This is a genomic window from Methylobacterium sp. E-065, from assembly GCF_022829605.1.
Classification (GTDB): domain Bacteria; phylum Pseudomonadota; class Alphaproteobacteria; order Rhizobiales; family Beijerinckiaceae; genus Methylobacterium.
The window spans coordinates 1-11492 of the sequence record NZ_JAKSYD010000111.1 but is presented as its reverse complement, the minus strand read 5'-3'; the positions used below and the strand labels follow the sequence as shown (position 1 = coordinate 11492).

The window sequence follows — 11492 nt, the reverse complement described above, 5'->3', positions numbered from 1 at the left end:
GCCAGTGCACCTCCGTACTCCACGACGCCAACAACTCCCCGTGCGTCGCCAGCGCCGTCAGCCGCCTCTCCCGCGAGTTCGCCGTCGCCCGCGCCGGCCTGAACTACAAGTTCGGCTCGTTCTGAGATCCGGTCGCGCTGCTCCCCGCCATCCTGCCGGGAGAACACGGTGGCGGGCGAGGGTCCGTCGGTCCTCCCCACCGTTCACCGCAGTCGAAGAGCAGCCGATGGGCTGCCCTTCGCGTTTCCAGTTCGATCACACGGGCCGCGCAATCGGCGACACCCTGGGGGCCCCCGCTCCCGGGGTGTTTCTTTGTCGAAATCCGTCGAACCGAGCGCTCGATACGACGCGATCGGTGCGTTTTGGCCCTTCGGCTGCGACGGGTGCAGGATTTGTAACCGCAACCCTGACGAGTGGCCGAACAACAACGACAGCGATGACGTTCAAGCTTGGACTGATCAATCCGATCTGTCCGGAGGAACGTCCATGTCGATTAAGACAGTCGCGCTGGCTACAGCGATCACGCTCTCGCTCACCGTCGGTGCGATCGCCCAGACCGCAGCCGGTGGCGGCAGCGCCGAGGGCAACATGAACAACCCGGGCTCCGTGAAGAGCAACTCCGAAAAGCGCATGGAGGGCGGGAGTAGCGCGTCGGGCACGGGCACGATGGGCACGGGGCCCGGCACCAGCGGCGGTCCGCCCGTCAGCACGCCCGGCGCACCGGCCGGGAGCGGTACCGGCAACGGTGCCACCGGCAGCGGTGCGGCCCCGAGCGGCAAGTAAAACCGACGCGCCCCGCAGCATGCCTGCTGCGGGGCTGCGGCTCCGCTCCAGCGCCTCAGCGGCAACGATTTCGGTCGCCGCGATGACACGCTCTGGGTCTACGACCTCAAGCCAGACCGTCTTTGGCCGCCTTGTCCGGGTCGTCCGGCTTGCTCTCGGCGTCCTTCACCACATCCGTGCTCTCAGGCGCGCGGTCCGTCGTGGGGTCCGGAACATTGACGTTCGCGATCCGCACGGTCGGCGGCATCACGCTCTCGCCTTTGGGCTTGTCAGTCTCAGCCATCGCATGCCCTCGGATCAAGTTTTAGACTAGTGCCCTGATGTCTGACGTGCGTCTCACGGCGACGGCGCTACCCGATGCCGCTCATGACGCCACAGCGCGACCGCGACACGGCGGGCCTCGTAGGTTCTGCGAAGCGGCGTACCGAGGTCGCCCTGCGCTTCCGGTGCAAAGCCGTAGGTCAGCACGCCATCCGCCCCGTAGTTTCGGCGCATCTCATCACGCCAGAGCCGATCGGCGGACGCCAGAGCGGCTTCCGTCAAGGCCAAGCGCGTGGGATTGGTGAGGGCCATGGGAAACTCCGGGTGCATGCCGCTCAACGCAGCGGTCGCGTCGGAGGTCCGCAACGGTGAGCGCATTCCTTCCGTGCCGCCACGATTTGCCGGTTGCGGGCGATCGCCAGACCCAGGAGCCCGACGCCCGGGGCCGATTTCCGGCTGGCCTCGATCCGCGCGCGAGGCCACGCGAGCGCGCCGAACAACACTTTTCGGCGCGGCCTGCAGCCGATAGCCGTGTCCTCGTTCAGACGATCCACCATGCACGCGATCCAATATCGACCGCATGACTCTTTCATTAGGAACATCAGGCTTCTGTGAACGCTAGATCCACACGCTAGCGTTGTATAAACAGCGTGCTTCAGCCTTCCAGGAACGCAGATGCCACGCTATTTTTTCGACGTCCTGCACGATGGGGAGGACGTAACGCGCGATCACAGCGGGATCGACCTTCCCGATCTGGACGCAGCAAGAATTGAAGCCTTGGAGGTCTGGAAGCGCATCATCACGGCACATGCGGCGGGGGCGGCAGACCCGTTCCACTGGCATGTGGTTGTACTGGATCAGACCGGGAACGTTCTGGCCAAGGTCCCCTATCCATCGGACCTCGCGATCCAGGCGTGACGCGGAGCGGATCATCCGCCTCCCGCACCTGAAATGCCTGCACTTGAATTTCGACGTCATCCGAAGGCTGAATAGACGGTCCGTTAATCATTGCGTCCCACCATACCGTCAGCGATCGGCTCCGGCCGCGCGCCGGAAGAGCAGCACCGGGGCCTGATACCCCTCGGCCTCGGTGCGGCCTCGCCGGTGCAGTCGCGATGATCGGACGCGATTGCGGCCAAGCTTGAGCCCGGCTAAACGCACTGCCTTGGGTGCGCGGGAGCAGGAATGAGCGATGTGGTGGCCGCTCTGCTCCTGGCGCTGGCGGCCGAGAATGCCGAGCTGCGCGAGCAACTCGCCTCGGCGCAGGACATGCTCGTCGAAACCGCCATCGACGCCGGCAACATGCACGCTTTGGTCGAGGCGATGCGGATCGAGCGCGATGCGTGGCGCGAGGAGGCCGAGCGGCTGCGAGGCCGGCCGGCGCGGATGGCCTGAAGGGCGCCCGCCTCAGATCCCCGCATTCCCCAACGTGCTGTAGAACCGGCCAGAATCGAACGTGGCTTGGGCCCGTTGCAGGCTGACTTGCCTCTGCTGCTGTATCGCCACGCCCTTGCGCGCGTCGGCGAGCTGCGAAGGCGGGCGGCTCTGTGGGGCCGCGGCGTCACCCGATCCGGGGGCGAGGGCCAGCGGTTGACCGGAGCGGGACTACGTCAGGCGTTGGGGAGGACTGGCCCGGTACGGCGGCATCCTGCCCCCGCGATACCGCCGGGACCCTGGGTGGGGCTGCCAGGATGGAATCCTGACGCCCCGGTCGATCGCACGGATCAGTAGCCGCCGTAGAACCGGCGCGGTCCCTCATAACCACCGTAACCGCGGTCGTAGCCCCGGCCATACCCATAGCCCGGCCTGTCACCGTAATAGCCGCGCGGGCCGCCATAACCCCAGCCCCGATCGTTGGGACGGCAATGCCCCCACGGGTTCGGATGGAAGCCTGGGCCGCAGCCACCGGCCACACGCTCGATCAGCCCGCCGCCGTCGGGCGGGCCGTACCCGAACGGCGCTGCGTTCGCGGCGGGAGCGGTGGCGAGCCCTGCCGCTATGACCGCGGCCATTCCGAGCAACTTGAAGCGCATCATGATCCAGACCTCTTGAACCCTTCGGAGCGGACTTGCCGGACCGCATGACAGGGAGAGTGATCCGAAGAGGCTGAACCACTTCTGGTCCATGCGTTCATCAACCCGATGGCTTGTCCGTTCGCACCCCCGCTCGGACCGCGCCTGCGAAAACGGCGGGACTGACACCCCGCCGCTCCTCTGCTCGCCGATCTCAGCGGTCGCTGAAGCCGCCCGTCGTCCGAAGCCCTTACAGGCCCATCAGCACACCGGCCGAACCGGCAATCGTCATGGCGATGCCGCCCGCGAAGGCGCCGATCATCGCGTAGGAGAAGCCCTTGAGGACCATGTTGCGCACTCCTGTCATCATGCGGCGGGCCTGCTGAGAGGCCCGGGGAAACGATCTGCAATGATGATGCCGGATCGCTCGGACGCGTGCGGTGCGGTGTGTCACGCTGCGCTGCGGAACCCTTCTGCGGAGGGTCAGCGATGACGCCTATCGAGGCGATCGCCGCCAAGCTGCGGATTGCCTTGAACGGATGCGCGCAAAGCGCGATCTGCGGGCCAGCCCTATGCCGAGCGGGTCAGCGTGTGGGCAATGAGATCGACGCCGCGATCGCGAGAAACAGATCCCGTCACCGCACCCCCCGCTCATTCATACCCAGCACAGCGCAGATATGTCAGGCATCACAACTTCTGAGCGACGCGATTTTAAGGAGCTTTTGCAGGTTGTACGCGTGATGCAGCCCTCAGTAGTCATTGCGCTGCCGCGGGAAAACCTAAGTGCTACATGGCCATCGTCGCTCCGGCTCAGATGCCGAACGGCACAGGGCCGAACCACGTTGTCACGGGATCCGGCCCACATCAGCCTCGTCCCCTCACATCAGATCATCGGCATCCCCACGTGACTTTTGATGGCGAGCGGATGCGCGCCGCGGCCGAGGGACCGCCCCTCGGTCTCGTGCGCTCGGTCACGCCGCAGGTCTCGAGCGAAGCTTGAGGACGAGAATGACCGATCCGATCCGCGACAACGTTGCACAGTGCCGGTTCGAACTGCAGGTCGGCGATCAGATCGCGTTTGCGCGCTACCGTCGCGAACCAGCACGGCTCGTCATCACCTACGTCTACGCTCCGCCGATGCTGCGCGGCACGGGGGCAGCCGATCGGCTCATGGAGGGGGTAGCAGCCCACGCCCGGTCAGGCGGTGACCATATCATACCGCTCTGCGGCTACGCCCGGGCTTGGCTGCACGGGCATGGCGCACATCGTGATCTGCTCGCCTGAGAAGCGCCCGACACCGTGTCGAGGATGGCGGCGGCGACCCGTCGGGGAACACCATGGATCGCGGGACGTAGCCTCCAGCGAACGGAGGCACACACCATGACCCACGCCGACACGCCGATGCCGGGAGAGGATCCTGGCGCGTTGATCGAAGACCCTTCACGCCTCGACGAGATCGAGCCATCGCCGAAACCCGATACGACCGTCCCGGAAGAAGACGATCCCGAGGTCAAGGAGACCGAGGTGCAGCCGACCTGATAGCGGTGGCTGAGGGCCATCCAAGGCCCTCACGATGCCTTAGGGCTGCTTCCGCTGGGCCGTCGGGTTGGGCGTCGAACTCGTGTCCGGACCGACGGCCGGGCTTATGCTTGTGATGTAAGTCCAAGTCCCACCAATGGCCAGGATCCCGGCGAACAGGGCGGCAAAGATGCTGATGAGTGCGAAGCGGTTCATGCTGTGGAGAAGACCGCAACCAAGCGTCTGATCCCACGGCGAATGCCGCCGGTCCATTCGCCGCAGGCGCTCTTCTTGTCCAAACGATCCGATGATCGTGGATCACGACCGTCACCCGCACACCCTTCCGCAGCGTGGCGCAGAATCACGGGCGGCGGATGGCGAAGGCCAACAGGCGATGGGGAACAGTGTGCGTGCCCGTCCCGTTGGCCTGCGTGATCGCCGCAGATCTGCGGCCGTCGTGAGGAGAGAGCGTTTGTTCAAAATACCCACACTGACGGCTGGGTTATTCGCAGCCAGCATGTTTCTCGTCCCCGCCCAGGCATCGGCGGCGGGTCAGATCGGCCTCGGAGCCGTTCCGGAGGCTGCTTCTGCGGTGCAGGACGTTCAGTATGGCTACGGTGGCCCCCGCTTCGGTTACGGTCATCGCGGCTATGGGGGTCCGCACTTCCGTGGGCGCGGCTACGGCTACGGGCGCGGATATGGAAGAGGCTATGGCCATGGCTACGGTCGTGGATACGGCCATGGTTACGGGTACGGGCGCCGCGGGGGCTTCTGACCCGCTCCGCCGTCGCGGGTTTTTCGTGCTCGCATCCCGGCCAGGGACACCAGATACCCGGGGAGGCGCCCGCTCGCTGAATGCGAGCGGGCGCCTTCCTCATGCGCCGCATCGCGTATCGGTTCAGCTCATCGCCGATGAGGTCGGACGCCCCCCCACCCCCACTCTGTGAGCCGATCGGGGTCGAGCGGAGCGGGCGGCCCAGCGAACAGCAGATGCTTCGGGGCGCGGGGGCTGGATGACCTCCGCGTCCGGCATGGTGTTCGAGCACGGGGTGTTGCAGCGGGGACGGATGACCCCGAGCGGGGGTTCAAGGCCGCTCCGGCTTTCCGGCAGCCCCGTCGGCATCATGCCGATTGGCTGAATGATCCTGGTACTGGTCGGTCTGGACGCCCTTGCCGTCGAGGCCACGCTCATCGTCATGCTGAGACTTGTCGCGGTTGCTCAACACCTCGTTCTCACCGAGGGTGCCCTCGGGCAGTTCGGTCATCGCACCAGACCCAGACCCTTTGCCCTGAGCGCCCGGGTGCATTCCGTGTTTGCCGGCGTTCGCCATGGTAGTGCTCCAAACGTCGCGGGCCTGGAAGATCGACCCTGCTGCTGAGCGGGGCCAACCGGTCGTCACACGGTCCGTTCCTGCGTCACGCCAACGCGCTGACGCGGGTCGCCATCTCAGCCGCCAAGCCTGTTCCGCGACGCGGCGCGGACTCATGGGCGACGAATAGCGAGGGCGGAGGAGCGTTGCGGCGAGCCAACCGGTTCAGAGGCGTGGTGCTGAGTCGCGGACCACCGGGAGCAATGAACTCGCGGCGTATTCCACGGCTTCACCGAGGGCCAACGCGATCCTTCTGCGCCGAGGCACGGAGGAACGTCATGCGTTTTCGAGTTCTCGCAGCCTTGGCCGGGGTCGGTTTCAGCGTCCTGGCGCTTCCCGCATCGGCCGTGCCGGCTGGCCCAGTAACCGCTGTCACCTTGCCTTCTGACATGGTCACCACCGTTCGGATGAGGCGCCACCATATGCACCGCCGCTCCATGATGCGGACGCAGCGGAAGTACCCAGGCGCCAGCTTCGTCCGGAACACCACCCCGGGCGCGCCGGCCGGTAGCGGCGGCGGCAATGGGACGACCGGCAGCTACGCCGCCCCGAGCGGGAGGTAGGCTCTCCCTCGATCCCTCGTCAGCCCGCCCGGTCCGCCGCGGCGGGCTTTTTCGCGGCGACAGGTCTCGAGCCGTGCCCGATCGCGTTGCAAGCGCGCACGGCTCTCAGCCTTTGCTGCGACGCGGTCCCGGGCGTCGAAACGGTGTCCACTTCGGCGGCGTGCGCTCTAGCCACCGCCGCCGCCACTTCCGCCTGCCCCAGGACCGCCGAGGTTGCCGTCCTTGTTCGGCGTGTTCCAATGGATGATGCCGTCATCAGGCGGCCGCAGCGTCGTGGTCGGCAGACGCGGGTAGCCGAGTTGCGGCGATTCGATCGTTGGACGCGGAGCCGGCCTCCGCGTTCGCGCCTTTTGGGCGACAGCCGCGGTGCCGACGCTGCCCGCAAGCGCCGCCGCGAGCCATCTGATCAACGCAGGTCTCATGATCGTCGTGCGTCGTGCAGAGCGCTTTGCCTCATCGCGAAGCCTGTACCCCCGGCGAAGATACCCAAGGCTTCGGTTTCAGCAACCTGCTCGAACACAGGGAGCTCAGCCTGGGGCAGGAGACCGAAGCGTTCGCCCGTTACCGCGCCAACTTTGCCGGAAGCACCGACGGAGCCGCGCTGGACGCACTGGAAGCGAACGAGGCTACGAAGCCCGCCAGGGAGCGCAGATCATCGGGCTGCCGCGGGTCGCGGGCCACGGCCTCCGCCTCACGCTGCAGCCGGAGATTGCATGCCTTCGACGGCAGGCCGACATCCGGTGAGCACGCGTCGTGGCGCGCGCAGGCGGCGTCGAGGGCGTCGATCGGCGGCAGCGGGGCGTTGTTCCCCGGGCCACAGTAGTTGCCGTGAATGAGGAGCTTGGGCCCGCCATTGGCGGCAGGCTGTGCCAGTGACGGGGCAGCCCATGCGGCGATGAGGAAGACCGGAGCGGCGAGGCTGACGACGGCGCGAGTCAACATGGTGGAGACCCTCCAGCACCTGCGCCCTCTCAGTCACGGCGGCGACGACGGTGCCAGACAGGGTTAATCCTCATGCATCACGTCGCGGTGTGCTCCAAAACACAACTCCTAGGTAGGTCTCGCTCCAGCGCGGCCGGTCGCTCGCCGGACCGGCAGCCTGCCCCGGAGGGTATGCGGATCCCTGAGCCGCGTTTGGCGAAGGCAGACCAGCCTTGGCTTGCCGGCACATGCGTGGCATGACTCCCCCATGAGCGAGACTGAGACGAACATCCACCCCTATTCGCTGGAGGTCCTTCCTCCCAAGGAAGACGGCGGGGCCTACAACTGGGCCATTCGCAAGCACGGCAAGCTGGCGCAGCGTTCCGATCGCAGCTACCCGACCGAGGCAAAGGCTCAAGCGGCCGGCCTAGCGACCGTCGAGAAGCTGCTGAGCGGTGCGGACCGGTGACGGCCGCTCCGTAGCGGATCGCAACCGGGCCGAGCGGATGCGGCGTGGCTCAGCGCAGGCGCGCGCAGATGCCTAAGGCGGATTGAGGCGCTGAGATCCTTCGAACGGATGACGCGACTCGATTCGTGGCTGGGCTATCCGAAAGCCTTCGAAACCCACTGGCCCCTCAGCCCGCCCGGTCCGCCGAGGCGGGCATTTTTATGCAAACCCGTTTGGCAGGCATATTGCTCGCGCGTCCGGATGGCTGTGTTCCACCTTGAATGCTCCGTTCACCGGCGATGCGCGAGCGGCCTGTCGGTCGCCACCGAGCAGCTCGACGCGACAACGAACGCGGAAGCCATTGGCCGAGCGGAAGCCCGGTTTGTCGAACTTCTCGCCGAGCGTGCGGGATCGGCGATGCTCTGGGACGCCGCAGGGCAGGTCGTTTGGGCGACGCGACGATTCGCTCCCGAAGCCGGCAACGCGGCCGCGGCGCCTGGCCATTAGCTTGGCCCGCGGCTTGCCATGGGCTTCACGCTCGTCCGTGAGACCGCGAGCCGACTTGCGGCGCGCTCCTGACGGGGTGCGTCGCCTCTTGCGCATCAGGGTGCAGAATCACGGGCGCCGGATGGCGAAGGCGGCGTCGCCTTCGCCTCGCGCAACGGGGATCAGCAGCTCAGCTTCCGGCCTTCCGCCATGCCGACCTTCCGGTAGTGTTCCAGCCCGGACTTGATGGCACGACCGATGACCGCCCGGCGCACGTCCGGATTGCAGCGCAGATACTCTGCCTCGTTGAAGGCGTAGTCGCCACGCCCGCCCCGCGAGCCCCGATCATTGTCCCGGTCGTAATCGCGGCGATCACGGTCGCCGTAGCCTCGATCGCCGTAACCGCGCTCTCCGTAGCCTCTGTCGCGGGAGCCATAGTCGCCGCGATCGTAGCCATAGTCGCGTCCGCCGTAGGGCTGCGCGAAGGCCGGAGCCACGCCGCTCAACAGGGCCAAGCCGAGGACGGTTGCCGAGATCACCTTCATGTCACGTTCCTTGCCGTTGAGAGTCGGAAACGCTTTCGGCGGACGGTGGTTCGCTGCTGCCACCGTGCCTTGCCCTCCGGTCACGACCGAGGCCGCTGAGATCGCCTCTGCGTTGGCGCGCGGAACCACGGACGGCAAAGGGTCAAGGCGGATCGGCCGTGAGCACCGGGATCAGCGGGCGACCGGCGCCTGCGGCAGAGGCCCAGAGCGTTCCTCCAGTTCGGCTCGGCCCATATCCCGGCGGCGAGGCGATGCAGTCGGCTGCGGCGACCGTGCCGAAGCGGCCAGAGCGCTTTCCGCCGAAGCGGACACCGGTTCGGCGGAAGAAAGCGCGCCAAAACAAAGGCTTAGAGCCGTACTCGATTGCAGCGCGATCCGGCACGGCTCGAGGAGGCGTTCGGCGATGCCCTACGATGTCGCAACAGTTGCAGCTCCGAGATCGACGACGACGATCTCGGGCGGTGCACCGAAGCGCAGGGGGCGCCCGGCCACGAAGTGAGAGCCTAAGCCGGCCGACACCACGAGATCGCGCCCTCGTTCGACGATATGACCGTAGGCGTAGCGCAGGCCGTAGCGGGAGGGGATCCAGGGCGACCAGCCCAGAATGCGGATCTGGCCACCATGCGTATGGCCCGACAACGTCAGGACCACGCGCGGATCGAGGTCCAAGGCAAAGATGTCCGGCTCATGCGCCAGCAGAATCACGGGCTCGCCTGCCGGCACATCTTGGAGCGTTCGGTTCAGCGTATCGAGGCGATACCGCTCGAACTGCTCCCGCACCTTCGGCACACCCGGTGTCTCCTCGCTCTCCAGCCCGGTCAGCCAGAGCGGCACGGGACAATCGAGCCGCACCGCCGTGTTCTCGAGGAACGGGATGCCGGCGGCTCGCAGCGCCCGCTCGGCATGCGTGGGGCCATGGCCACGGCGACGCGCCTCCCGATCATCGCCCCAATCATGATTGCCTTGAATGGCATAGACGCCCTTCGACGCCGTGAGGTTGCCCAGGATGCCGGCGATCCTCTCGAACGGCACCGGGCCTGGGCTCTGCGAGCCGTAATCTCCCAATAGGACAACGAGATCGGGCGCGAGCGCGTTGGTCCGGGCAACGACCGCCGCGATCTCAGCCTCGCCCATGCAGCGCGGATGAGCATGGAAGTCCGTCAGGACCGCGATGCGCAACCGTAGATCCGGCGGCCAGCCCCGGGGCGACAGGCGATAGGTGACGGTCTGCACCCGGTGGGGCTCGAACGCCGTCGCGTAGCCAGCGCTCATAAAGGTGCCAGCTGCAGCCAGAGCGCCGGTCAAGGCAGGGCGGGAGATCAGAGCGCGGCGCGTGAGCATCGAAGGTCAAGCTCCTGAGCTCGGTCATTGGCGCCGGGTGATACCATCGGACGGTTTCGAACACGTCGCCGTCGCGCGTGCCACGCAGCCTTCGCAGCCGTCCTCATCCGTACGCCCGTTCCCTGACCATTCGGCGCGATGGCGACGACGTCGGCAGCCTCAGGAAGCAGCGTCCGCCGCTATGGCCTCGGCTGCGTAACGGGCACGCGCTGCACCGTCGGGCAGAGAGCCATCACGCGCGCACCACGACGCAAAAGCGTTCGGCTCAATCGGCACGCGCACGACCTCGACGCCGCTTCGCTGCACCACCTGTTCCATCTGCTCGGTGGCGATCCGCCATGTGTCGTACAGCGCCGGCAGCTTCGCCCCGTCTGCGAGGCAGGTCCGCAAGGCCGCATAATTCTCTGGGGCGTACCAAGGCAGGCCGACACGACGGGGGCGGTTCATCTCAATCCCTGACAGCGTGACGCTCGATCGGCACGACGCGCACCAACCTTCGCACCGTGCCGCGGTTCAGAGGATGCCGGCAATCCTTTGTCCGGTTGCCATTGCCCGATTGCCTTGGTCCGGTTGTTGCGGGTTCGGCGTGATCGCCTCTTTGGGAGGATGCTGCCATGCCAGCCGCGACGAGCCGAGATCCGGCAGAGTACAGCACCCTCTCCGAGCGGTGCGCGGTCGCCATCGCTGACGCTCACGGGTTCCGCCATATGGCGACGCGGGCGTTGCGGGACGGGAAGCCCAGGGCACGGCTCCGCGCCGAGAGGGCGCGCACGGCGGCGCGCATCATCCTCATGCACGCGAAGCAGGACGCCGCGATGTACCGAACGATCATCAAAGCGGCGGACGCCGGCCGGAACGGTGCCTGAGTGATCGCGCCTTCAGCGTGACTACCACGCGTGCATCAGGTGACCGCCGGCCAGGACGACGACGATGAGGGTCACCGCCGAGAGGGCGATCTTCTTCGCCAACTCGGACCCTTGGTGTGGGCGATTCCGCTTGGTTGTGCGAGGCCTCAAGGCCACGATCTTTGGATCGGTCAGGTGCTGGGTCAGGCTGTCCGGTAGCCTGCGCTTCGGTCGCCCTATGGGCATGCTCACAATCCTGCGTCTGCCTCGCCTCCCGCACCCCTATCACGGGGTGCTAACCGGGGTCAGCGCCGCTTGCCCCGCAGAACCTCCGCCGTGCCGCATGCAGCCCGAGATTGTCAGGTGGCCGTTCAGGGTGCGACCGCATCGCCGCTGAAC

At 66.8% G+C, this 11492-nt stretch carries 18 protein-coding genes; 9 read left to right on the top strand and 9 right to left on the bottom strand.

Annotation, left to right across the window (positions count from 1 at the left end; genetic code table 11):
• The first annotated feature begins 486 nt into the window (after positions 1-486).
• Positions 487-783, top strand: coding sequence for a hypothetical protein (locus MKK84_RS13160; protein ID WP_243920331.1), 297 nt, complete (start codon positions 487-489; stop codon positions 781-783).
• 106 nt (positions 784-889) lie between these two features.
• Here MKK84_RS13160 and MKK84_RS13155 read toward each other — a convergent pair whose 3' ends face one another.
• Together MKK84_RS13155 and MKK84_RS13150 are read right to left on the bottom strand one after the other, a co-directional pair.
• A complete protein-coding gene (locus MKK84_RS13155) occupies positions 890-1066 on the bottom strand; it encodes a hypothetical protein (RefSeq protein ID WP_243920329.1) in 177 nt (58 codons plus the stop codon).
• Between the two features lie 53 nt (positions 1067-1119).
• Positions 1120-1356: a hypothetical protein gene (locus MKK84_RS13150; RefSeq protein ID WP_243920327.1), complete on the bottom strand. Its 237-nt coding sequence runs from the start codon at positions 1354-1356 to the stop codon at positions 1120-1122.
• A 363-nt stretch (positions 1357-1719) separates the two neighbouring features.
• Between MKK84_RS13150 and MKK84_RS13145 the strand changes: the two genes are divergently transcribed.
• Together MKK84_RS13145 and MKK84_RS13140 are read left to right on the top strand one after the other, a co-directional pair.
• Positions 1720-1962, top strand: coding sequence for a DUF6894 family protein (locus MKK84_RS13145; protein WP_243920325.1), 243 nt, complete (start codon positions 1720-1722; stop codon positions 1960-1962).
• A gap of 267 nt (positions 1963-2229) precedes the next feature.
• Complete coding sequence (locus tag MKK84_RS13140) at positions 2230-2439, top strand: hypothetical protein (protein ID WP_243920324.1); 210 nt, start codon at positions 2230-2232, stop codon at positions 2437-2439.
• A gap of 329 nt (positions 2440-2768) precedes the next feature.
• Here MKK84_RS13140 and MKK84_RS13135 read toward each other — a convergent pair whose 3' ends face one another.
• Positions 2769-3080: a GCG_CRPN prefix-to-repeats domain-containing protein gene (locus tag MKK84_RS13135; protein ID WP_243920323.1), complete on the bottom strand. Its 312-nt coding sequence runs from the start codon at positions 3078-3080 to the stop codon at positions 2769-2771.
• A gap of 984 nt (positions 3081-4064) precedes the next feature.
• Between MKK84_RS13135 and MKK84_RS13130 the strand changes: the two genes are divergently transcribed.
• The 3 genes from MKK84_RS13130 to MKK84_RS13120 all read left to right on the top strand — a co-directional run bounded on the left by MKK84_RS13130 (position 4065) and on the right by MKK84_RS13120 (position 5349).
• Positions 4065-4340 carry a GNAT family N-acetyltransferase gene (locus MKK84_RS13130; RefSeq protein WP_243920322.1) on the top strand — a complete coding sequence of 92 codons (276 nt, stop codon included), beginning with the start codon at positions 4065-4067 and terminating at the stop codon, positions 4338-4340.
• 96 nt (positions 4341-4436) lie between these two features.
• A complete protein-coding gene (locus MKK84_RS13125; protein WP_243920321.1) occupies positions 4437-4595 on the top strand; it encodes a hypothetical protein in 159 nt (52 codons plus the stop codon).
• A 496-nt stretch (positions 4596-5091) separates the two neighbouring features.
• A complete protein-coding gene (locus MKK84_RS13120) occupies positions 5092-5349 on the top strand; it encodes a hypothetical protein (protein WP_243920320.1) in 258 nt (85 codons plus the stop codon).
• Between the two features lie 310 nt (positions 5350-5659).
• On the opposite strand, the gene MKK84_RS13115 is transcribed toward MKK84_RS13120, so the two are convergent.
• Together MKK84_RS13115 and MKK84_RS13110 are read right to left on the bottom strand one after the other, a co-directional pair.
• The gene (locus tag MKK84_RS13115) at positions 5660-5905 is read right to left on the bottom strand and encodes a hypothetical protein (RefSeq protein ID WP_243920319.1); all 246 of its coding nucleotides are present in this window, start codon (positions 5903-5905) and stop codon (positions 5660-5662) included.
• 1163 nt (positions 5906-7068) lie between these two features.
• Positions 7069-7449, bottom strand: coding sequence for a hypothetical protein (locus MKK84_RS13110; RefSeq protein ID WP_243920317.1), 381 nt, complete (start codon positions 7447-7449; stop codon positions 7069-7071).
• Positions 7450-7696: 247 nt separating this feature from the next.
• On the opposite strand from MKK84_RS13110, the gene MKK84_RS13105 reads away from it, so the two are divergent.
• On the top strand, positions 7697-7897 hold the full coding sequence (locus tag MKK84_RS13105; protein WP_243920315.1) for a hypothetical protein: 201 nt from the start codon (positions 7697-7699) through the stop codon (positions 7895-7897).
• A 108-nt stretch (positions 7898-8005) separates the two neighbouring features.
• Entirely contained in the window at positions 8006-8383 is a 378-nt protein-coding gene (locus MKK84_RS13100) for a hypothetical protein (RefSeq protein WP_243920313.1), read from the top strand.
• 161 nt (positions 8384-8544) lie between these two features.
• Here MKK84_RS13100 and MKK84_RS13095 read toward each other — a convergent pair whose 3' ends face one another.
• The 3 genes from MKK84_RS13095 to MKK84_RS13085 form a co-directional block, all read right to left on the bottom strand.
• Positions 8545-8907 carry a hypothetical protein gene (locus MKK84_RS13095; protein ID WP_243920310.1) on the bottom strand — a complete coding sequence of 121 codons (363 nt, stop codon included), beginning with the start codon at positions 8905-8907 and terminating at the stop codon, positions 8545-8547.
• A gap of 408 nt (positions 8908-9315) precedes the next feature.
• Positions 9316-10248, bottom strand: coding sequence for a metallophosphoesterase (locus MKK84_RS13090; RefSeq protein WP_243920308.1), 933 nt, complete (start codon positions 10246-10248; stop codon positions 9316-9318).
• A 159-nt stretch (positions 10249-10407) separates the two neighbouring features.
• Positions 10408-10695, bottom strand: coding sequence for a hypothetical protein (locus tag MKK84_RS13085; protein WP_243920306.1), 288 nt, complete (start codon positions 10693-10695; stop codon positions 10408-10410).
• A 167-nt stretch (positions 10696-10862) separates the two neighbouring features.
• On the opposite strand from MKK84_RS13085, the gene MKK84_RS13080 reads away from it, so the two are divergent.
• Positions 10863-11114: a hypothetical protein gene (locus MKK84_RS13080; protein ID WP_243920305.1), complete on the top strand. Its 252-nt coding sequence runs from the start codon at positions 10863-10865 to the stop codon at positions 11112-11114.
• A 21-nt stretch (positions 11115-11135) separates the two neighbouring features.
• Here MKK84_RS13080 and MKK84_RS13075 read toward each other — a convergent pair whose 3' ends face one another.
• Positions 11136-11339: a hypothetical protein gene (locus tag MKK84_RS13075; protein ID WP_243920303.1), complete on the bottom strand. Its 204-nt coding sequence runs from the start codon at positions 11337-11339 to the stop codon at positions 11136-11138.
• Positions 11340-11492: the final 153 nt, after the last annotated feature.

Bases quoted from the DNA above. Each gene is read 5' to 3' on its own strand.
- MKK84_RS13095 (WP_243920310.1), bottom strand. From the start codon at position 8,907: ATGAAGGTGATCTCGGCAACCGTCCTCGGCTTGGCCCTGTTGAGCGGC.
- MKK84_RS13150 (WP_243920327.1), bottom strand. From the start codon at position 1,356: ATGGCCCTCACCAATCCCACGCGCTTGGCCTTGACGGAAGCCGCTCTG.
- MKK84_RS13080 (WP_243920305.1), top strand. From the start codon at position 10,863: ATGCCAGCCGCGACGAGCCGAGATCCGGCAGAGTACAGCACCCTCTCC.
- MKK84_RS13085 (WP_243920306.1), bottom strand. From the start codon at position 10,695: ATGAACCGCCCCCGTCGTGTCGGCCTGCCTTGGTACGCCCCAGAGAAT.
- MKK84_RS13160 (WP_243920331.1), top strand. From the start codon at position 487: ATGTCGATTAAGACAGTCGCGCTGGCTACAGCGATCACGCTCTCGCTC.
- MKK84_RS13130 (WP_243920322.1), top strand. From the start codon at position 4,065: ATGACCGATCCGATCCGCGACAACGTTGCACAGTGCCGGTTCGAACTG.
- MKK84_RS13100 (WP_243920313.1), top strand. From the start codon at position 8,006: ATGACGCGACTCGATTCGTGGCTGGGCTATCCGAAAGCCTTCGAAACC.
- MKK84_RS13140 (WP_243920324.1), top strand. From the start codon at position 2,230: ATGAGCGATGTGGTGGCCGCTCTGCTCCTGGCGCTGGCGGCCGAGAAT.
- MKK84_RS13115 (WP_243920319.1), bottom strand. From the start codon at position 5,905: ATGGCGAACGCCGGCAAACACGGAATGCACCCGGGCGCTCAGGGCAAA.
- MKK84_RS13155 (WP_243920329.1), bottom strand. From the start codon at position 1,066: ATGGCTGAGACTGACAAGCCCAAAGGCGAGAGCGTGATGCCGCCGACC.
- MKK84_RS13075 (WP_243920303.1), bottom strand. From the start codon at position 11,339: ATGCCCATAGGGCGACCGAAGCGCAGGCTACCGGACAGCCTGACCCAG.
- MKK84_RS13135 (WP_243920323.1), bottom strand. From the start codon at position 3,080: ATGATGCGCTTCAAGTTGCTCGGAATGGCCGCGGTCATAGCGGCAGGG.
- MKK84_RS13145 (WP_243920325.1), top strand. From the start codon at position 1,720: ATGCCACGCTATTTTTTCGACGTCCTGCACGATGGGGAGGACGTAACG.
- MKK84_RS13110 (WP_243920317.1), bottom strand. From the start codon at position 7,449: ATGTTGACTCGCGCCGTCGTCAGCCTCGCCGCTCCGGTCTTCCTCATC.
- MKK84_RS13105 (WP_243920315.1), top strand. From the start codon at position 7,697: ATGAGCGAGACTGAGACGAACATCCACCCCTATTCGCTGGAGGTCCTT.
- MKK84_RS13120 (WP_243920320.1), top strand. From the start codon at position 5,092: ATGTTTCTCGTCCCCGCCCAGGCATCGGCGGCGGGTCAGATCGGCCTC.
- MKK84_RS13090 (WP_243920308.1), bottom strand. From the start codon at position 10,248: ATGCTCACGCGCCGCGCTCTGATCTCCCGCCCTGCCTTGACCGGCGCT.
- MKK84_RS13125 (WP_243920321.1), top strand. From the start codon at position 4,437: ATGACCCACGCCGACACGCCGATGCCGGGAGAGGATCCTGGCGCGTTG.